This is a genomic window from Candidatus Phycosocius bacilliformis (assembly GCF_003112735.1).
Taxonomy (GTDB): Bacteria; Pseudomonadota; Alphaproteobacteria; order Caulobacterales; family Aquidulcibacteraceae; genus Aquidulcibacter; species Aquidulcibacter bacilliformis.
In genome coordinates this window covers 281891-302032 of record NZ_BFBR01000002.1, presented here as the reverse complement: position 1 = coordinate 302032, position 20142 = coordinate 281891, and the positions used below count along the sequence as shown (strand labels likewise).

Sequence of the window (20142 nt, the reverse complement as noted above, 5' to 3'; positions counted from 1 at the left end):
TTTGCTGGGTGTTCAGGTGCTGTGGGCTTTGACTGTGATCAAAGCGGATCGTTGTCGGCATCATCAGCATGGTCGGCCAACCATTCCTTTAGAGCTTGAACTCCTGCGGTGTGATTGCGAGCATAAAGCGTGTTGAGCCAAGCGGTTTCGGCTTGATCAAGCCGCCCCGGGCTGCCCCCGGCATATAAGAGGTGATTGGCGATGCTCTGGGCAAAGAAGGCAGGCCAGCCGCGATCCTTGCGTGCATCCTGGACTGTGTGATCGAGGGCTACCAGCATGTCGGCCTCCGCCCGGTCAACCGCCACACCCGACAAGCTGGCCGGGCCCATCACAATCGCGGTCAAGAGCCTAAGCTCGGACGCATTGATGGTTTTATCGGCGAGCACGCTGGCCTGAACTGCCCGCCAAGCATAGTGGCGCAAATTGGGGGGATAGGTCACCGCCCGCCCAAACAGGCTGGTCAATACCCGCAATTCGGTTTCATCAAGAACCGATCCGCCGTCATTTTCAAACGCATCAATCAGGGTCTGGGCATCAGCCTCGGTCACGCCCAAGGCGCTCATTCGTTCCTGGTAGCTTGGCTCTGATGCCGCATCAGCCAATTGATCGAGCATGAGCGCGTCGGCGACCCGATGAATGGCGCGGCCCCAATCAGGGCGTAACTCCGAGGCGTGATAAATGGGCACTTCGCGGCTCAAGGCAAAATAGTCTGCCATGGCTTCGACAAACAAATCTGCCCAACCTGCCTCTCCGGCCGGTGGTGCACCCGTCTTGTGAATCTGGATCAGGGCAGCGGCTTCAGAGGGCTGGATGGTGCCGTCCTGCATCATGGCGGCGCGCAAAGCCGCCACACCGGAACTGTTACCAGAATGATGCGTTCCGGCCTGTTGTCTAATCTCGTCTAAGGCACGGCTGACCCAGCTTGTCATCGGATGACTCCTACTCACCCAACGACTATGCCACACCCTGCGTTACAATTGCCTAAATGGGACCGGACATGAGTTAAGCTGTGGCCGCAATGTCGTGGCTGGTTTGCACGATGGTGATCTTTTGCCAAACTTTCTGGGACAGATTGGTGGCCAATTGCTCAATATCTGAGGCCGCATCAATGACATCGGGATCATTGAAGTCTTGGGCATATAAGGCTGCGAGCTTGCCTGAGAGCGACAGCATTTCAGAACAATAGTCGAGATAACGCACCAGTTCAAAAGGGCTCAGCTTGTGGTCTGGGCTGACTTGGGTCCGGGCGCCGCCCAACATGACGGGGTCTTTGGTCAATTGGTGCATGTCGATGACATGGATAATGGAGCGCAACTCATGCAGGCCGGTCATGGCATCATGGCGTTTGACGCGTGCTTCCAGACTGGTGAGTGAATAGACCCCGGCACCCACGACCAGCATCAGATTGACGGCTGATTCAAGACCAGACACCACCGACAGCATTTCGGTTTCATGCGCTTCCAGATTGAGGGCACGCAGCCCGATCCCAGCCATGATTAAGCCGGCTAGAATCACCAGTCCAACGCCAAGCCGGACCCAGATGATCGGCCGCACCAGACGGGTTACACGCCCGTTGGCTTCGCGGGCCAGACTTTGCAACTCGCCACACACTTTTCCGAGCCCTGCATCCGGAAAGCGGGCCAAAATCCGTTGCTGTAGCTTCTCGAGCGTGACCAGTACCAGATCGGCATTGATGGTCCGGTAAGCCATGGCTGTGGCCTAAAATGCGGCCATGATGGCGGCTTGATGGGTTTTGAGACTGTCCTCATCGGCCTTACCAGCCTGACCATGACCTTTCAGACTTACGCCATCCATGCGGGGGATGATGTGGACGTGCAAATGAAAGACAGTTTGGCCGCCTGCTGCGCCATTAAATTGGAAGATGGTCAGACCCTCGGCCTGAAATGCCTTTTGAACCGCGTGGGCGACCTTCTGAACACTGGCCATATAGGGCCCGATGGCCTCGGTTGGCAGGGTCAAGATATTGGTTGCGGCATGCTTCGGGATGACCAACGTGTGGCCGGGCGCTTGCGGGAAGATATCGAGAAATGCCAAGCATACCGCGTCTTCATAGACTTTCAGGCACGGCATCTCTCCGCGCAGAATTTTGGCAAAGATGTTATTGGGGTCATAGGGCGCGGACAAATGCATGGCGGTGGCCTTTCTGAGACCACCCTTGCGCGATTCCCGCCGATGCTGAAAGTCTCAGGCACGTCGCAACTTGACTGCTGGGCTTGGCCTTAGGCAGATTCAGTTTTCAGCCGCTCGCCATCTCGACCGGCGAGAATATCAAGCGCAGTGCGGATACGACTACGCCGATCAGTCGCCGCGACTGCGGCGTCGATCCAGATAACAAAATCATTGCGATGGCTGGGGGCCAGCCAAGTAAAGGTTTGCCGCGCGCGCTCATCGCGGGCGAGAGCCATTTCAAAGTCCTGAATAAGCACTCCCATAGCGTGTCACCGTTTCCTCTGGCAGATGTCGACCGGCAGTCAGGTCGTCGACCACCGGAGCTCTGCTGGATAATCCGTCAGGAAGACCGCATTTTGCGGGGCTTTTACCTGAACAGACCTGAGAGGTAAGCTAACACGGGTTGCCCTATTGGGAAGGCAAAGCGCCCTGCGACCTATTGTCCATCCGCCTGTCGAACATCGTGTCGGAATGGGGTTCTGGCGTTGAGCCAGTCATTATCATCTGCCATGGCAGCACTTTCATGGGCTAGATAGTCGCCAATTGCCGCCCGGAGGCCTGGATCCCCAATCCAGCTTGCCTGCCAGGTGGTTACAGGAACATAGCCGCGAGCCAGCTTATGGCCGCCCTGTGCGCCGGCTTCGACACGTTTGAGCCCTCGGGCAATCGCTTCATCGATGGCCTGATAATAACAAAGCTCAAAATGCAGGAAGGGCCGATCCGCCAGCCGGCCCCACCAGCGTCCATAAAGCGTGTCAGATCCGAGAAAATTCAGCGCCGACGCGATGAATTCACCATCCTGTCGGGCGAGGATCAGGACCAGATGATCGGCAAGGCGTTCGCCCAGCAGCGAAAAGAAAGCGCGGTTCAAATAGGGTCTACCCCATTTGCGCGCACCCGTGTCCTGATAACAGGCGAAAAAATGGTCCCAATGGACTTCTTCAATCTCGCGCCCACTTAAACGCACAATCTCAAGACCCTCTTGGGCCTTCGCGCGTTCCTTGCGTAGGTTTTTGCGCTTATCGGAGGACAGCTCACCGAGAAAGTCCTCAAATGAGCCATAGCCTTGATTAAAGAAATGGAATTGCCGGTCTTCACGCAGCAGCCAGCGTGCAGATTGCAAGGCAGCCAGATCCGCGTCTTTGGCAAAATTGACTTGGACAGTCGCCAAACCGCTCGCCGCCCCAATCTGCTCGAGGCCATTGATCATGGCATTGCGCACCATCTGTTGGTCAGGACCATTTGGCACCAAAAACCTGCGGCCGGGCACGGGCGTGAAGGGGACCGCGCTGGTTAGCTTGGGATACCAACGTCCGCCTGCGCGTTGCCAAGCATCCGCAAAATTGTGGTCGAAAATATATTCGCCCTGGGAATGGGTCTTGAGCCAGAGTGGCATCAAGCCAACATATGCTCCGCTGTCGTCTTGGCAGATCAGGTGGCGACCGGCCCAACCGGTAAAACTGGTCGCACAGCCACTGGCCTCCAAGGCTTCCAGAAAATCCCATGTCAGGAATGGGTCGAAGGGCTGATCCGGCGGATTGGCAAGGCGATCCCATTCTTCGCGAGCAATATCACCAAAGCTGTGGATAATCTTGATCCTGAATTGTTTTTCGGGCTGATCGCTGGAGGTTTCAGATGTCATTGCAACCTCTTACCCATCCTGTCACCCGCCAATTCTCGTGCACTGACACCGCGCGATCGGCTCCACCTCGACCTTTTGATCATCACGGTCTAATCTGTTCGTATGCCGCTTGCATCCTCTCACGACATAGCCCAGATCATCCAATTGTCCATTGCGCCTGTGTTCCTGATTGCAGGGATTGGCACTTTGCTCAATGTCTTGACGTCGCGTTTGGCGCGCGTTGTTGATCGGGGTCGCGCGATTGAGCAAGACTTGGATGACCCCGCCTCATCGGGCCACCAGCGAGCCCGCCATCTTACAGAATTACGTGTGCTGGATCGGCGTATGACGTGGATTCACAATGCCATCAGCCTGTCGACTTTTGCGATCTTGTTGGTGTGCTTGTTGATCGTCACCTTGTTTTCAGTCGAATTGATTGCGCTTGATCTGTCGCGCGTTGTCGCCCTGTTGTTTATCGCCACCATGGCCTCGCTGATCGGTGGGCTGGTGTCATTCCTGGTGGAGATTTCCTATGCCCGCAAATCCCTTCGCGTGCGGGCTGAACTCTTGGCCAGCAGGGCCCCACGGCACTAGGGGCGCAGATCGGCTCACCCCTTTTGGAAGGAGGTTTGATCGCCCAGCTTGGCGCATGGGCGACCATCACGCTCACGATGCGATTTCAAACACCCCATCGACCTCAACAGCAAAACCCATGGGCAGATTGGCGACGCCCACGGCAGAACGGGCATGCTTGCCAGCCTCGCCGAGGACTTCCACCATCAGGTCAGAACAGCCGTTCATGACCTGCGGGATTGGGTTGAAGTCCGGGGTGACGTTCACAAAGCCATTGAGCTTGACCACCTGAACCACACGATCAAGATCGCCCGCGCAGGCAGCCTTCAGCTGTGCCAACAGGTTGAGCCCACAGACACGGGCAGCCGCTTGGCCTTGCTCAAGGCTTAAGCCCCCACCCAAGCGGCCCAGATGATCGCCGTCGGCACCACGTGATACCTGGCCTGAAACATGGATCAGATTGCCCACTCTTGTAAAAGGCACATAGCTGGCCACGGGGGCAGGCGGGTTGGGCAGGACAATACCCAATTCGCTCAGGCGGGCTTCAATGCGAGACATCATGGCTCCTTTATCGATTAGGCAAATATCAAGCTGACGGTCTCAGCGACGCAGGCCGGGCGAGGATCGCCGTCGATTTCGATGGTGATTTCACTGGTCAGCATCAGGCCGCCGGACTTAGGTTCCACACTCAACAGCTTTTGCACAGCGCGCACCTTCGAGCCTACTTTGACCATATTGGTGAAGCGGACTTTGTTCAGGCCATAATTGATCCCGCGGCTGACACCTTCGACCTTGAGAATGTCTTTGCCAAGGAAAGGAATCAAGGACAGCGTCAAGAACCCATGGGCAATTGGCCCACCCATTTCCTTGGTCGCGCGTGGCACATCAACATGGATCCACTGATGGTCGCCAGTGGCGTCGGCAAACAGATTGACCCGGTCTTGGTCGATCAACAGCCAGTCCGAAGCGCCCAATTCTTGCCCTGCGAGGTCGGCGAGCTTGTCGAAACTTGTGGTTTTGGTCATGTGTGTGGCTCCCATTTGTTGATTTTAGGGGGTTGGTCTAACGCGCTCGCTAGGCCATGTCGAGGTCGGGGGTTGAATTGATGCAAGTCTATCAGATTGAGCAGTGGGATGGTCCGCGCTGTATCGCACAGGCAGAGGTTCTAGCCGCATTTCTTGATGTGGTTCTGCCCGATGACTGGTCGAATTTTGCTGAAAAGCTGCAGGGACGCCGTGCGCTCAATGCGCATGTTGCGGTCGATCAAGCGGGGCGGGTCATTGGCCTCAAACTGGGCTATGAACGTAACCGCGGTGTCTTCAACTCCTGGATGGGTGGCGTTGCCCCCGATGTGCGTGGCCAAGGCATCGCCGCTGCCTTGATGGACGCCCAACATGCTTGGGCCAAAACGGCAGGCTTTCGCGGGCTTGAGACCGCAACCCGACAACCCAATCAAGCAATGGCCATCCTCAATCTCAAGGCTGGATACATGGTCGCAGGCCTTGACGTCACGCCGGGCGAACCCACGAAAATCCTGTTTTATAAAGGGTTGTGAGGGGGGCGCTGCTCATCTGGGGGTGATGCAATCCTCGCCGAATGCTTCGGTCACTCCATCCCCAAGATTGTCCGTGTTGCTGCACAGACATCATCCTGCCGCATCAGGCTTTCGCCGATCAAAAAGGCCTTGGCCCCAATTGTTTGCAGCTGGGTGATGTCAGAAGCAGTGTTGATCCCGCTTTCGGCCACGAGCAAGCAGGTGTCGGGCACTTTGGGCGCAAGCCGTGCGGTGGTGGAGAGGTCCGTGACAAAGGTTTTGAGATTGCGATTATTGACGCCTACCAGATCAACATTCAGCCGCAGGGCCCGGTCCATTTCCGCCTCATCATGGGTCTCGATCAAAGCGTCCATGCCATAATGTTGAGCGGTCGCGACAAGATCGGCCGCTAAGGCATCATCCACAGCAGCCATGATCACCAAAATGGCGTCGGCCCCAAAGGCCCGGCTTTCGGCGATCTGCCACGGATCAATCATGAAATCCTTACGCAGACAGGGCAGGGTGGTCGCGGCCCGTGCCGCAACCAGATAATCTTCATGGCCTTGAAACCCTGGTGCGTCAGTCAGCACAGAAAGGCAGGCCGCCCCACCCTGTTCATAGGCTTGGGCCAAAGCGGCTGGCTCAAAATCGGCACGGATGAGGCCTTTGGACGGGCTGGCTTTCTTGATCTCGGCAATCAGCGCAGGCCGGGACAAGGCTGCTTGGCGCAAAGCGGCGGTAAACCCGCGCGGAGCAGTTTGGCCTTGAGCCAAAGCTTCCAAATCTGCCAAAGAATGCTGTGGCTTACGGGCGGCGACTTCCTCGCGCTTATAAGCCAGAATGCGGGTCAGAGTGTCGCTCATGCGGGCGTCCGGTTGGTGAAGGCAATCAGCGCCTCAAGCGTGTCGCGGGCCTTACCACTGTCGAGGCTGTGGGCTGCGGCCGCCAAGGCGGATTGAAGGTCTGAGGCAGATTCTGTGGCAACAAGGGCTGCGGCTGCATTGAGAAGCACAACGTCGCGATAGGGGCCGGTTTCACCGTCCAGCAAAGCGCGCAAGGCCCGGCCATTATGTGCCGCATCACCGCCTTTGAGCGCCTCAAGTGGGGCAGTGGGCAGGCCCAGATCAGATGGGTGGAGCTCAAAATCCTCCAAACTCCCCGCGCGCAAGGCCGTGACGCGGGTTGGCCCCGATAAAGCGATTTCATCGAGCCCGCCATGCCCGTGAACCACCCAGGCGCTCTGACACCCTAAAGCATGTAGCGCCTCGGCCATGGGACGGCGCTTGTCATCGGCAAAAACGCCCAGAAGCTGACTCTGTGCGCCGGCGGGATTAGACAGGGGCCCTAGAAGATTGAAAAGTGTGCGAAAACCAAGTTCACGCCGGGCGGGGCCAACATGGCGCATGGCTGGGTGGTGAGATTGGGCAAACAGGAAGACAAGGCCCACCTCAGCCAGCGCCTCGGCGCAACGGGCGGGGGAGAGGTCAAGCTTTACGCCGAGCGCCTCCAGCACATCTGCGGCCCCAGATTTCGAACTCATGGCCCGATTGCCATGCTTGGCGACCTTGTGACCACATCCTGCCAGAACAAAGGACACTGCGGTGGAAATGTTGAGCGTATGCGAGCCATCCCCGCCGGTGCCACATACGTCGATGCAGGAAAGGGGGGTATGAACCGGTGTCATGGCAGCCCGCATGGCCCGCGCCCCTGAGGCGATCATTTCAGGTGTCACCTCAACCCGTTCCAGCCCCATCAGAATAGCGCCAATCTGGGCTTGGGTAGCCTGCCCATCGAGCATGGCCTTAAAGGCCGCATCCAACATGTCTGGAGCTGGTATTATGCCATTGCGTAAGCTGGCCAAAGCTGGCTGGATCGCCTCACTCACGCCGCGACCCTCTGGCTCGACCTCAAAAAGCGCTGGATCAGCGCGTGGCCATGCTCAGATGCAATGCTTTCTGGATGAAATTGAACGCCAAATACAGGCTTGGCGACATGGCTCATGCCCATGATTTCACCATCTGCGGTCCAAGCATCAACCCGCAAGCAATTGGGCAGGCTGTCGCGCGCAACAGACAAAGAGTGATAGCGCGTGACCTCGAATTGTTCCGGCAGGCCTTCAAACAAGCCAGTCCCGGCATGGGAAATGCGGGATGTCTTGCCATGCATAATGGTCTTGGCGCGCAAAACCGTACCGCCATAGGCTTGGCCAATGGCCTGATGACCCAAGCAAACACCTAAAAGCGGGATTTCGTCAGGCAAAGCGCGCACCAAATCCAGACAAATGCCGGCTTCATTCGGGGTGCAGGGGCCCGGCGATATGATGATGCCATCCCCGGCGCGCGCAATGGCCTCTTCGACGCTCAAACGGTCATTACGCACCACATCGGTGCTGGCACCCAATTCCTCAACATAATGGACAAGATTATAGGTGAAGCTGTCATAATTATCGATCAGCAGGATTTTCATGGGCATTTGCTCCCATCATCATAGCGTCCGGCATCTTCTGCTGCCCGCAGGAGAGCCTTTGCCTTGTTGACGCACTCAAGATGCTCACTCATGGGGACAGAATCCAACACAATCCCAGCGCCGGCTTGGGCGTGCAGCACACCATCTTTCAACACACCGGTGCGCAAAGCGATGCATAAATCCATGTCGCCGCCTGCTGAGAAATAGCCAACGCCTCCGGCATAAACACCCCGGCCATGGGGTTCGAGTTCGGCAATGATTTCCATCGCTCGCACCTTGGGGGCACCTGATACCGTGCCAGCTGGAAAACCTGCCAACAGCGCATCAAGCGCATCAAGGCCCGGTTTCAAACTGCCTTCGACATTGGAGACAATGTGCATCACATGGCTATAGCGTTCGATCTTGAAGCTTTCGGTGACACGTACACCACCGCGACCCACACCCACCGGTCCCTCATTGCCACCGGGTTTCGAACGTGCCACCCGGCCCACATCATTGCGGCCAAGATCAAGCAGCATCAGATGCTCTGCCCGCTCTTTTGGATCGTTCAGCAATTCCTCGGCCAAGGCCTCGTCTTGCGCTGGGGTCGCCCCGCGTGGCTTGGTGCCTGCAATCGGGCGCATCGTAACCGTGCCATCGCGCAGCCGTACCAAGATCTCCGGGCTTGAACCCACGATGTCAAACCCATCCATTCGCAGCATAAACAGGAAGGGCGAGGGATTGGTACGGCGCAAAGAGCGATAGAGTGAAATGGCCGAACCCGAAAACGGCGCAGAAAAGCGCTGGCTCGGAACCACCTGAAAGATGTCGCCTGCCCGAATATAGTCCTTGGCCGTTTCAACCTTGGCCATGAATTCATCGGGACTCATGTTTGGCGTGGCCTCACCCAATGGGCTGGGGCGGGCTTCAAACGAGGGCACGCGCAAAGGTGTCGGCCCATCGAGTATTGCCCAAGCAGCTTCAAGACGGGCGCGACCTTGTTCATAAGCCGCTGATGCAGACAATCCGGCCTGAGGACGGACTGGGGTGACCAACAGCAATTCTTGTTTGACCCCATCAAACACAATCACCAGCCGTGGCCGCACCAGCAGCGCCTCTGGCACCCCAATTGGATCGGGCTGGGTTTCCGGCAGGCGCTCCACCCGCCGCACCGTCTCATAGGCGAGGTAGCCGAACAGCCCTGCAGCCGGAGGGGGGAGGTCGGGCGGGAAATCCAATGCGCTCTCGGCCAACAGGCGACGCAAGGCGGTTAAAGGCTCATCCGCGCAGGGCTGATAGGCCCCAACCTGGCCAGCCGCATCGATCGGTGCGACGGCGGCACCAGTCCCATCGACCCGGTAAATGAGATCAGGGTCACAGGCGACGATGGAGTAGCGCCCCCGCGTTTCGCCGCCTTCAACACTTTCAAACAGGCAAGCGCCAAGTTTGTTGGCCCCAAGCTTGGCAATCGCTGAAACGGGGGTCTCAAGGTCATCGACGCGGCGGGCACGTAGCGGCACACCGCGTCCTTGTGAATAAGCAGCGGCAAAGGCCTCAAAACTGGGTTCGACCGCCAGCATCGGGGCCTATTGTTTCTTTGCCGCGCTACCGGCCTTGGCTGCATCGGTCTCAGCCGTGTCACCCAGCGCCCGCCCCATCATCTTGGGGAAGAGCTGGACCTTGGCCCGGTCACGTGCCACCCGCTCAATCGAGGCAACCAAATCGCGCTGCACGCTGCTGCGAACCGCATTTTCGGCCTGAATAAGACGGTCAGGCACTTGGGCTTCATTGTCCTTGAGCACCTCATCAATGCGCACAATGGAATATTCGACCCCATTGGCGGTCGGGGCCATAACAATGGCACCCTTTTTGGCGGAGAATACCGCTTGGCTGAGCTGGGGCCCGCCTTGACCACGCTGCAGGGGTTGGGGCTGACGCGCGACAGGCAGATTAAACTTGGCCGCTGCTGCTTCCAGACCAGATTTGCCGGCCTCGGTCATCACCTCGCGTGCCTTATCCTCCGCCCGCTTCCGTATATCCCGGCGGATCCACTCGGCTGTCAATTCAGCGCGAATACTTTCAAGTGCTGGTGGGGCTGCAGGTGTTACAGCATCTACGCGCACCGCCGCATAGCGGTCTTTGGGAATGGAGACGAGATCAGTCATGTCGCCTTTGCCGCCCGAAAAAGCATCCTTGAGCAGGCTCGGCGCGTCAGCCAATTCAGCCACGGGTTGGCCATTGGCAGCTACGGTGCCTTGAGCCGTCACACCCTTGATCTGCACCAGTTTAAAGCCTGCCTTTGTCGCGGCAGCCTCCATGCTCGCGCCGCTTGAGATGGCTTCGTCATAGGCCTCGGTGGCATCAGTTATCAGTTCCCCGGCAGCGGTCTGACGCAATTGGGTGAAGATTTCTGCCGAGTTCTCCTCAAAGCGGGCTTCTTTGGCCTCGACCGCATCAGTGACTTTAATGGCCGCAAAAGGCTGTAACTTGGCAGCGACAACCTGCACATCGCCCTTATTCATGGCAAAAGCGGCTTTGCCGACATTTTGATCGGGAATGCCGTCAATCGTCACATTGGACAGGATAACCGGTAATGTCAGGCCAAGTGCTTTCGCAATGGCTGCAGGGTCTTCTCCAGCGCGCAACCGGGTCGCGGCCTGATCCGCTTTGGCTCTGTCTGAGCTCACCAATTGGATCAGCCCCCGTTTTGCCGGCTTGGACAGGCGGGCCTTATTGCTCTCAAAAATCTGACGAGCTTGGGCCTCATCGACTTTCACCTTGGCTTCAAAATCAGTCAGGCTTGTCAGGACCATGGTCAGATCGCGCGTTTCAGGCTGAGTCAATTGCGCGCGGCTTTCCTCATAGAGGGCCTTTAATTGCGCATCATTGGGTTGCCGGGGGCCACCAACCAGACTGGCGGGGATCGGCACGATAGTGACCATGCGCCGCTCAGTCCCGAAGGCCAAAGTCTGGCTGGCATAGACTTTGGGTGCGCGTAACCCTGAACTGACTGCCAAAGTCAGATATTGGCGGCTGATGTCTGCGCGAACCCGGTTTTCAAATTCAGTCGACGTGAAGCCATTCTCACGCAGGGCCGCTTCATAGCTGGTTTGGCTGAAGCGGCGGGTGAATTGGTCTTGGAAGGCCGGAATCTTGGCGATTTCAGACTTTACCAGAGCATCAGGTGCCCGCAGACCCAAGCTGGTGGTGAAGGCCTCAAATGCCTTTCCGGCTACCAATTGCTCCAGCACATTGCTGTCAAAGCCCTGTGCGCGAGCTTCCTCGGTGGTGACATCACGCTTGGCTTCTTCTTTGGCCCGCTTGAGAAGGCGGTCGAATTCTGCCCGATATTCGTTTTGACTAATGGACTCCCCGGCAACGCGGGCCACAGCATCACTTGGCCCCCGCGTGAAGACATCGCTGACGCCCCAGATGCCAAAGGAAATGACCAACAAACCGATGATGATCGCAGAGACCCACGAACGGGCAAATTTTCGAAACGCGGTGAGCATGGGGGATCCTGAAAAAGTTTCCCCTGAGCATAAGGATCGTTGGAACAAGGGGCAAGGCAAGGCCTGCACTCGGTTGGCTTGGTCTTGCAGACGACGAGCCTAAAGCTCTGCCCACGGACGCGTCATTTGCCAATCCGATCAGACTTGCCTAAGCCGACGTCCAAACTGTTTGGCGTGGAGAAATCGGCATGACGATCGTGTTGGTGGGCAATTGGAAAATGAACGGCCTTGAGGCCTCCTTGGACGAAGCCCGGCAGATCGCAGCCGAGGCAGGTGATGCGTCCCGCCGCGGTGTTTCGCTGACGATTTGTCCGCCCGCAACCTTATTGGCTCGATTGAGTGAGGCCGTGGCGGGAACCGGCCTCAGCACCGGCGGGCAGGATTGCCATGCGCGTGTCTCTGGGCCCCATACAGGTGATGTGTCCGCCGAAATGCTCAAGGATGCCGGTGCTGCATATGTTATCGTGGGTCATTCAGAGCGCCGTGCCGATCACGGGGAGACCAGCGCAATCGTGAAGGCCAAAGCAGAAGCTGGCTTGCGGGCTGGATTGACGCCGATCATTTGTGTGGGAGAGACGCGCGCCGAACGCGAGGCTGGCAAGGCCGAAGCAGTCGTTTTGGCGCAGGTTGAAGGCTCCATCCCCGATGGTTTTGCATCAGGACAGTTTATCCTTGCCTATGAGCCAGTTTGGGCAATCGGGACGGGGCTGGTGGCCAGCCCGCAGGATGTGGCGATCATGCACGGGGCGATCCACAATTTCTTGGTTGGGCGTTTTGGACCGATTGGGGCGACAATTCCCATTCTCTATGGTGGTTCTGTAAACGCTCAAAATGCCGCCGAGTTGTTGAAGACCGCCCATGTCGGTGGCGCTCTGGTTGGTGGGGCAAGTTTAACCGCCGACGGATTTCTGAAAATTTTGAAGGTGATAGCGTAATTTCACGATCATCGTAACCTCTTAGCAACAACCCTGTGGCAAACAGGTCGTCTGGTTGAAGGGGTGACGGTCCTTTGGACAAGCAAAAACTGGCAGCGGCAACGGTCCTGATCTTTGATCCGGTACGCGGCAACATGCTGATGACCCGCTCCGTGCTCCATGGCATTGGATTTCGCCGCATTGAGGGCATGACCTCACTGCGTGAAATTCGGCGTCGACTCCGTGACGTGGATATCTCGCTTCTCGTTGTGGAAGCGACTGAAGCCCACGAGGAAGTGGTCGAACTTTTGCGCGCCCAGCGTTTGGGAGAGCTTGGGGTCAACCCTTTTGTGCCCGTGATTGCGACATTGTGGGCGGGTTCTACTGACCTTGTCGCGTCGCTGATGAATGTGGGCTGCGATGACGTGTTGTTGCGACCCTTTTCACAAATCCAAACCACCGAGCGTGTCCGCGCCATTATCACCGCGCGCAAGCAATTTGTGGTGACATCCGATTATGTTGGGCCAGATCGCGGACGTACGGGTGGTGAATCCATGGCACCGGAAGCCTTCGATCCACCCAATGCATTGCGTGACCGGGTGACAATGGCCACGTTCGACCCTGTCATGCAGGCTGAAATCCTTGCGCAAGCCCGCCGAAAAGTTGACCAAGACCGCCTCGCTAAATTGGCGCGCCGCATCGCCATGGCTGCCGAAGTCACCATTCAGGCCAAAGGGCGCGGAGACGCCAACGCCGGCTTTGTAGTCGACCTTCTTGAAAGCTCTGCCGAATTGGTTCGTGCCGCAAAGCGCCTCGACATTGATGAAGTCCAAGAAATTGCCATGGTGCTGGAAGGCGTGGCTGCGCGCACCAGTGCACCGGGGCCTGAACGGGTTGAAAATGCCCATTTGACACGTCAGCTGGCGCTGGCCCTCTATGTCGCCTATGCGGTTGAGGGTGGGGAAGCCTTTAAGGCCGAACTTGAGAAAACACTTGATAAGGTGCGCGGACGGCTTGATCGGGCAAAGGAGCGGGCCAAACGGCGTCAAACGCTTGCGCTGTCGTTGGTGTCTTGAAGTTTAGGCCTGAAAGAGCGACATAGCAGCCCAATCCGGCGGTTGAGCCTTTCGACGTCCAGCCGACATCTTTCTTCAGGGCCCAGGCATTTCCATGTTCATCCAAGTCGTCCTCATCATCCATCTTCTGATCTGCCTGGCACTGATCGGCGCAATTTTGCTGCAACGTTCAGAGGGTGGCGGGGCCTTAGGTATGGGCGGTGGACCTTCGTCCATGATGTCGGGGCGGTCTGCTGCCAATTTCATGACACGGACCACCACGGTGCTGGGTATTGCATTCCTGGCGACCAGCGTGACGCTGACCATCATGAATAAGTCGGCAGCCCGTCCAGACGACTCACTGATGAACTCGGGCCAAACCAAGGATGGTTTGCCAACCAAGGCAATTGATTTATCGGTGCCTGTTGTCCCCGGCAACACAATTGGCGCTGCTCCTGCCGGAGGGGCAATCCCAGCATCAGAACCGCTAACCACTTTGCCAGCTGCTCCTGTGGCACCAGTGGGTCCTGCAACCGAACCGCAGCCAGCCGAAAAGAAATAAGCGGTTCATCCGCAACTCTTTCCAGTGACGCCTCTTCCCTTGGGAGGGCGTTGCGGATTAGAACGACCCCCCATGACCCGATATGTGTTCATCACTGGGGGCGTGGTTTCCTCGCTCGGAAAAGGTATTGCATCGGCTGCGCTGGGTGCGCTGCTGCAGGCGCGCGGCTATAAGGTTCGGCTGCGTAAACTCGACCCCTATCTCAATGTTGATCCCGGCACGATGAGCCCCTATCAGCATGGCGAGGTCTTTGTTACCGATGATGGTGCAGAGACTGACCTCGACCTCGGTCATTATGAGCGCTTTACCGGCGTGTCGGCGGCCAAAGCTGATAACATCACCACCGGGCGCATTTATCAGGAAATCATCGCCAAGGAACGCAAGGGTGAATTTCTGGGCGCGACCATTCAGGTGATCCCCCATGTCACCAATGCAATCAAAGACTTCGTGCTTTCCGATGCTGGCGACGCCGACTTTGTCTTATGTGAGATTGGCGGCACGGTAGGTGACATTGAAGGGCTGCCTTTCTTTGAAGCCATTCGCCAATTGGGCCAGGAATTAGAGCCTGAACAGGCGGTCTATATCCATCTCACGCTCTTGCCTTACATCAATACAGCAGGTGAGATGAAGACCAAGCCGACCCAGCATAGCGTCAAGGAATTGCGCTCAATCGGCATCCAGCCAGACATTCTGATTTGTCGGTGTGACCGACCTATTCCAGTGGAAGAAAAGCGCAAAATCGCGCTCTTCACCAATGTGCGCGCAAGCGCGGTGATTCAGGCTCTTGATTCTGCCCACATTTATGAGGTGCCACTGGATTATCATGCCGAGGGGCTGGATCGGGAAGTATTGGCCCGCTTTGGGATCAAAGATGCGCCGGCACCCGATTTGTCCAAATGGCAGGCGATTTCCAAGCGGCTGCGCGCGCCTGATGGCGACGTGACCATCGCAGTGGTGGGTAAATATACCGCCATGAAAGATGCCTATAAATCCCTGATCGAGGCTCTTCACCATGGGGGCCTTGCCAATGATGTGAAGGTCAACATCAATTGGGTGGATGCGCGCGCTTTTGATTCAGGCGATGACACACTCAATGCCGAACTTGAAGGCGTCGATGCCATCCTCGTGCCGGGGGCTTTCGGCGATTCCGGGGCAGAGGGTAAAATCAAGGCGGTACAATTTGCCCGCGAACGCCAAATCCCCTTCTTCGGCATTTGCTTTGGGATGCAAATGGCGTGCGTAGAGGCAGCACGTCACCAAGCAGGTATTCACGCGGCCTCCTCAACCGAGTTTGGCCCCACGTCTGAGCCGGTGGTCGGTTTGATGACCGAATGGGTCAAGGGCAATGAGCGTCAAGTGCGCGGCGAAGAGACCGATCTTGGCGGCACCATGCGTCTGGGTGCCTATCCAGCCGTGTTGAAGGCTAACTCTGTGGTGTCACGCGCCTATGGTGGGGCATTGTCGATCCAAGAGCGTCATCGCCACCGCTACGAAGTCAATATGGCCTATCGTGACGCATTGGAGGCGCAAGGTCTGATCTTTTCTGGTGTGTCCCCCGATGGGGTGTTGCCCGAAATTGTCGAACGCCCTGATCATCCGTGGTTTGTTGGCGTGCAATATCATCCAGAACTCAAGTCGCGCCCCTTTGAGCCGCATCCGCTGTTTGCCGACTTTGTGCGTGCGGCGTTGGTGCAGAGCCGGTTGGTCTAGGCGGTGTTGACTACCCCATTAACTTCGATAATTTTGTTTCGTTGATTAATTGTGGAGATTGAAAATTGATAACCAAAGGTTTTGTGTTGGCTCTATTGGCAGCTGGCACCGGTTTGGCGGTTGCAGTTCCTTCGATGGGTCTTGCCCAGAGTACTTCTGTACCACCTCAAACCAATGTTATCCCACTTCCGATAGATAGTGAAACGCGGCCAGTTGCTTTTTCCCGCGTGACAGCGCGATTGAACCGTGGGCAGACTTGGGGGCAATTGCAGGGGGGTGTATTGTGTTTGCCATTTCAAACACTTGTTTGGGGTGGCGGGCAGGTAAGAATTGATACGGGTGAATTCGATGAAGTGTTCAAAGAAGAACTAGAAAAGACAGGTTTTCGCGTTATCGGTGGTACTGACAACCTATTTGAAGAATCTGACACTTCTGAGGCCGAGTATTTGGTTGCTGGTACGGTCAAACAAGCAAGTGCAAAAATCTGCGCAATTATGGCCGGATTTGGCGATTTCGATACCATAAAGGGTCAAATTATCTTTGACATTGAGTGGCAGGTTTACTCAAGACTGCAGCGTAAAGTCGTTGCTGCAATCTCAACGAGAGGCGGCGTAAACCGACAAAAGTCTGGGCCGGGTGGTCCCCTAATGCTCTTCGATGAAGCGTTTGGTGAGAACGTGCGACAGCTGATTAATAGCGCGGAGTTCAGGAAAGTATTCGTTGGAAAAAAGCTTTCGGAGGGCGAACTCATCACCGCTCCAAAAATCGCACCCTTTAAATACAAAAAAGCAGCGACTTATCTGGGTAATAGCTTAGAGCAATCAGTAGGGTCCGTCGTGAGTTTGTCTAACGGTCAGTCGACTGGGAGTGGTTTCTTGATTTCTACCGAGGGACTAATTCTGACAAACCGCCATGTTGTGGGCGATGCAAATTTAGTTAGGGTTCGATGGAGCGATGGTGCTGAAACAATTGGAACCGTATTGCGAAGTGATCGTGGAAGGGACGTTGCGCTAGTAAAGACAGATAATCGGTCAAGATTACCTTTCAAGCTTTCGCAAACCATCCCCGAGCTTGGTAGTACCGTGCGTGCAATAGGGTCACCATTTGGCATGCAGTTTCAAGGCACAGTGTCACAGGGTGTGATCTCATCTAGCAGAATCGTTGGAGGGTTTCGGTATCTGCAGAGCGATGTTGCGGTAAATCCGGGAAATAGTGGCGGTCCACTCTTAGATAACGAAGGAAAAGTGGTTGGTATCACTGTCTCAGGGCTACAAGTCTCTGGGGCTCAAGTTGGAGTAAATTTCTTCATTCCAATTTCTGAAGCTGTTTCATTTCTCGGGTTGATAGAAGAAGATGTTACAGAGTAGTGTTAATTGATATTTTGTAAGATCGAGTTCCAAGACAGAACTTGATCTTTGTTTTCCTAGATGGCAACCCCGACTTTGTTTGGCGAATCTAGTAGCAAATTGAATTGCAAGGATAACTCATAACTTACCTGCTCCTTTCAGCGCGCCCGACCCTGAAACATCACTGGCATAACGGCTTGCATTTGAAGGCGAGCGCGCGTAGAGACGCGCTTCAGTTTTCTGGCGGCCCCTGACGGGCCGCCCTTTCTTTTGAAATGGAACCTGCACCATGGCAGTGCCAAAGCGCAAAACTACCCCATCCCGTCGCGGTATGCGTCGCTCTCACGATGCTCTGGGCCTGAACACCTATGTCGAAGACAAGGATTCGGGCGAGTTGCGTCGTCCTCATCACATTGACCTCAAGACCGGCATGTATCGCGGTCGTCAGGTTTTGACGCCAAAAGAAGACTAAGCGCGTCATCAAATCGCGATGAAGAAAGCCCCGCCATTCGGTGGGGCTTTTTGCTGTGCGGCCAGGCCTCTCGACAGGCCCATATCCCGTGATACAGACCTCATTGGTTTGCAGTGGGAGGGTGGCCATGCGTCTGAGAATGGGATTGGTTGCAGCATGGGTCTTGGTATCAGGCCCGGCAATGGCAGAAGCGGCAAAGCCGGTTGAGCCGCTTGACCTCTATCGGCTGGAGCAGCCACTTGATCCACAACTTTCCCCCGATGGCCGCACTGTCCTTGTGTTGCGCCAGACCCGTGACATTCAAACCGACCGGGTGATGACTGAATTGTGGCTTGTACCGGTTCCCGGCAGTGGCGCAGGGGATCAGCGCCGCTTGTTGGTGGGGGCAGATCGGGCACCGTCGGGCGCGCGCTGGTCACCAGACGGGTCTTCGATTGCCTTTGTGGGCAAGGATGGGTCCAAGGCCCAAATCTTCCTTTTCTCGGTCAAGGACGGCATTGCGCGTCCTATGACTGCGCTGAAACAGGCCCCGTCATCTCTCTCCTGGTCGCCAGACGGCAAGAAGCTTGCTTTTGTCAGTCTGGTCGAAGCTAAGCCTGATGACCTCTATAAGCTGCCTGAAAAGCCCGAGGGGGCAAATTGGGCGGCTCCAGCGCGGGTTGTGCGTACTTTTCCTTATCGGACCGACCCCGATGGCTGGCTGACACCCGGCGATAATCAGGTCTTCACACTCGATGTCGCGACCGGCGCTCTGACCCAAATCACCGAAGGCCCCGGGGATTGGGGGGCTGAAGATGATGCGCCGTCTTGGAGCCCTGATGGCACAGTCGTGTTGGTTAGCGGCAATCCCGCGCCAGACGCCCATTTGAAGCCGCTACAAACCGACATTTACGCATGGCCTGCGGCAGGTGGTGGCAAACCCCGCCAGGTCACAAATGCGGACGGTTTTGAGAATAGTCCCACACTCAGCCCTGATGGCAAGACTTTGGCTTATGTCGGCTGGGCGAACAAAAAGGTGTCGTTCCAGCGCCCCGATATGTTTGTCGCCAGTTTCTCAGCTACGAGCCCGGCGGTCGCTGCGCGCAACCTAACCGCCAAGCTGGATCGTCCGGTTAGCCAGATTTCCTGGGCAAAGGACGGCAAGGGTTTGAGTTTCCTCTATCAAGATGTCGGGATCAGTCGAGTTGGTTTTGCCCCGCTAGCTGGTGCACTAAGTGTGATGACACCCGAAGTCGGCAACACGCGACTGTTGTTGCCCTCCTCAGGTGGCAGCTATTCCACCGATGGGATCAAGATTGTCTATCCCAGCGTCGAGCCGGATCGTCCGGCTGCTTTGGCTTTGTGGACGCAAGGCAAGGAAACTCTGTTGTGGGATATGAATGCGGCTTGGCGTGCGGGCAAGACGATTGGAAAGCTTGAAGAAATCTGGACGCCCTCATCCGCCGACGGCCGCAAAATCCATGGGTGGATCCTGTATCCCCCCAATTTTGACCCCAACAAAAAATACCCCCTCGCGCTTGATATTCATGGTGGCCCCCATAGCGATTATGGCCCGATGTTCTCCATCACCCATCATTTATATGCCGCGGCAGGCTATGTGACCTTATTCACCAATCCGCGCGGTTCGATTGGTTATGGCGAGGAGTTCGCCAATCTGATCAATCTTTGCTACCCGTGTCAGGATCATGATGATTTGATGAGCAGCGTGGACGCCGTTGTCGCGCGTGGCTTCATCGACACCAATCGGCTCTATATTGGCGGTGGGTCTGGGGGCGGTGTCTTATCGTCCTGGGCCATTGGCAAGACCAATCGCTTTGCCGCAGCCTCGGTGAAGCGCCCGGTGATCAATTGGACATCAGAAGCCCTTGCCAGCGATATCGGTGCGGTGGTGGGCAGCTATTGGTTTGCCAAAATGCCCTGGGAAGAGCCTGAAAAATATTGGGCCCGTTCACCTTTGTCGCTCGTCGGCAATGTGCGCACACCCACCTTGCTGATCACCGGGGAAAATGACTTCCGCACCCCGATGGGCGAGACCGAGCAATATTTCCAAGCCTTACAATTGCAGGGCGTGGAAAGCGCCATGGTCCGATTGCCCGAGGCGGGACACGGATTTGGACGTCCTAGCCAGTGGCTGGCGGCGATCTTGAGTACGATCAGCTGGTATGATGGCCATGTGAAGGTGGACGGCGCTCAGGCCAAATAGGCAGG

The 20142-nt window shown here is 56.6% G+C and carries 21 protein-coding genes; 9 read left to right on the top strand and 12 right to left on the bottom strand.

Translation table 11 applies throughout. The annotated features are described in order from the left end of the window. Positions 1-38: 38 nt before the first annotated feature. From PbB2_RS04750 to PbB2_RS04730, 5 genes are all read right to left on the bottom strand, one after another. Positions 39-929 carry a hypothetical protein gene (locus PbB2_RS04750; RefSeq protein ID WP_133245720.1) on the bottom strand — a complete coding sequence of 297 codons (891 nt, stop codon included), beginning with the start codon at positions 927-929 and terminating at the stop codon, positions 39-41. Positions 930-1002: 73 nt separating this feature from the next. After that, the gene (locus tag PbB2_RS04745; protein ID WP_108984136.1) at positions 1003-1710 is read right to left on the bottom strand and encodes a hypothetical protein; all 708 of its coding nucleotides are present in this window, start codon (positions 1708-1710) and stop codon (positions 1003-1005) included. Positions 1711-1719: 9 nt separating this feature from the next. Continuing rightward, positions 1720-2151 carry an HIT family protein gene (locus PbB2_RS04740; RefSeq protein ID WP_108984135.1) on the bottom strand — a complete coding sequence of 144 codons (432 nt, stop codon included), beginning with the start codon at positions 2149-2151 and terminating at the stop codon, positions 1720-1722. Between the two features lie 89 nt (positions 2152-2240). Continuing rightward, positions 2241-2426, bottom strand: coding sequence for a YdeI/OmpD-associated family protein (locus PbB2_RS04735; protein WP_238164856.1), 186 nt, complete (start codon positions 2424-2426; stop codon positions 2241-2243). A 200-nt stretch (positions 2427-2626) separates the two neighbouring features. Further along, positions 2627-3832 carry a GNAT family N-acetyltransferase gene (locus PbB2_RS04730; RefSeq protein ID WP_108984133.1) on the bottom strand — a complete coding sequence of 402 codons (1206 nt, stop codon included), beginning with the start codon at positions 3830-3832 and terminating at the stop codon, positions 2627-2629. A 102-nt stretch (positions 3833-3934) separates the two neighbouring features. Here PbB2_RS04730 and PbB2_RS04725 point away from each other — a divergent pair, with 102 nt between their 5' ends. After that, positions 3935-4405 (top strand): DUF2721 domain-containing protein, encoded by a 471-nt coding sequence (locus PbB2_RS04725; protein ID WP_108984132.1) that lies wholly within the window; start codon positions 3935-3937, stop codon positions 4403-4405. A 72-nt stretch (positions 4406-4477) separates the two neighbouring features. Here the strand turns inward: PbB2_RS04725 and PbB2_RS04720 are convergent, their stop codons facing one another. Both PbB2_RS04720 and PbB2_RS04715 read right to left on the bottom strand, forming a co-directional pair. Continuing rightward, positions 4478-4942: a RidA family protein gene (locus PbB2_RS04720; protein WP_108984308.1), complete on the bottom strand. Its 465-nt coding sequence runs from the start codon at positions 4940-4942 to the stop codon at positions 4478-4480. A 17-nt stretch (positions 4943-4959) separates the two neighbouring features. Next, positions 4960-5409, bottom strand: coding sequence for a MaoC family dehydratase (locus PbB2_RS04715; RefSeq protein ID WP_108984131.1), 450 nt, complete (start codon positions 5407-5409; stop codon positions 4960-4962). 80 nt (positions 5410-5489) lie between these two features. Here PbB2_RS04715 and PbB2_RS04710 point away from each other — a divergent pair, with 80 nt between their 5' ends. After that, positions 5490-5939, top strand: coding sequence for a GNAT family N-acetyltransferase (locus tag PbB2_RS04710; RefSeq protein ID WP_238164855.1), 450 nt, complete (start codon positions 5490-5492; stop codon positions 5937-5939). Between the two features lie 50 nt (positions 5940-5989). Here the strand turns inward: PbB2_RS04710 and trpC are convergent, their stop codons facing one another. The 5 genes from trpC to PbB2_RS04685 are packed head-to-tail and all read right to left on the bottom strand — an operon-like array spanning position 5990 to position 11875. Continuing rightward, complete coding sequence (trpC, locus tag PbB2_RS04705) at positions 5990-6781, bottom strand: indole-3-glycerol phosphate synthase TrpC (RefSeq protein WP_108984129.1); 792 nt, start codon at positions 6779-6781, stop codon at positions 5990-5992. After that, positions 6778-7803 (bottom strand): anthranilate phosphoribosyltransferase, encoded by a 1026-nt coding sequence (gene trpD, locus PbB2_RS04700; protein WP_238164854.1) that lies wholly within the window; start codon positions 7801-7803, stop codon positions 6778-6780. The genes trpC and trpD overlap by 4 nt, the downstream gene beginning before the upstream one ends. Beyond that, positions 7800-8384 carry an anthranilate synthase component II gene (locus tag PbB2_RS04695; RefSeq protein WP_108984128.1) on the bottom strand — a complete coding sequence of 195 codons (585 nt, stop codon included), beginning with the start codon at positions 8382-8384 and terminating at the stop codon, positions 7800-7802. The genes trpD and PbB2_RS04695 overlap by 4 nt, the downstream gene beginning before the upstream one ends. Further along, on the bottom strand, positions 8381-9943 hold the full coding sequence (trpE, locus tag PbB2_RS04690) for an anthranilate synthase component I (protein ID WP_192576164.1): 1563 nt from the start codon (positions 9941-9943) through the stop codon (positions 8381-8383). Before trpE ends, PbB2_RS04695 begins: the two co-directional genes overlap by 4 nt. Positions 9944-9949: 6 nt before the next feature. Then, positions 9950-11875 (bottom strand): peptidylprolyl isomerase, encoded by a 1926-nt coding sequence (locus PbB2_RS04685; protein ID WP_108984127.1) that lies wholly within the window; start codon positions 11873-11875, stop codon positions 9950-9952. A gap of 188 nt (positions 11876-12063) precedes the next feature. Between PbB2_RS04685 and tpiA the strand changes: the two genes are divergently transcribed. The 7 genes from tpiA to PbB2_RS04650 all read left to right on the top strand — a co-directional run bounded on the left by tpiA (position 12064) and on the right by PbB2_RS04650 (position 20137). After that, positions 12064-12810 (top strand): triose-phosphate isomerase, encoded by a 747-nt coding sequence (gene tpiA, locus PbB2_RS04680; RefSeq protein ID WP_108984126.1) that lies wholly within the window; start codon positions 12064-12066, stop codon positions 12808-12810. 74 nt (positions 12811-12884) lie between these two features. Next, on the top strand, positions 12885-13865 hold the full coding sequence (locus PbB2_RS04675; RefSeq protein ID WP_108984125.1) for a response regulator: 981 nt from the start codon (positions 12885-12887) through the stop codon (positions 13863-13865). A gap of 94 nt (positions 13866-13959) precedes the next feature. After that, a complete protein-coding gene (gene secG / locus PbB2_RS16395) occupies positions 13960-14406 on the top strand; it encodes a preprotein translocase subunit SecG (RefSeq protein ID WP_305790442.1) in 447 nt (148 codons plus the stop codon). A gap of 72 nt (positions 14407-14478) precedes the next feature. After that, a complete protein-coding gene (locus PbB2_RS04665; protein WP_108984124.1) occupies positions 14479-16116 on the top strand; it encodes a CTP synthase in 1638 nt (545 codons plus the stop codon). Between the two features lie 65 nt (positions 16117-16181). After that, on the top strand, positions 16182-17483 hold the full coding sequence (locus PbB2_RS04660) for a S1C family serine protease (RefSeq protein WP_133245719.1): 1302 nt from the start codon (positions 16182-16184) through the stop codon (positions 17481-17483). Positions 17484-17751: 268 nt separating this feature from the next. Beyond that, positions 17752-17934, top strand: coding sequence for a 50S ribosomal protein L32 (gene rpmF, locus PbB2_RS04655; protein WP_108984122.1), 183 nt, complete (start codon positions 17752-17754; stop codon positions 17932-17934). 127 nt (positions 17935-18061) lie between these two features. Next, positions 18062-20137, top strand: a complete 2076-nt coding sequence (locus PbB2_RS04650; protein WP_108984121.1) for a S9 family peptidase — start codon at positions 18062-18064, stop codon at positions 20135-20137. Positions 20138-20142 lie beyond the last annotated feature (5 nt).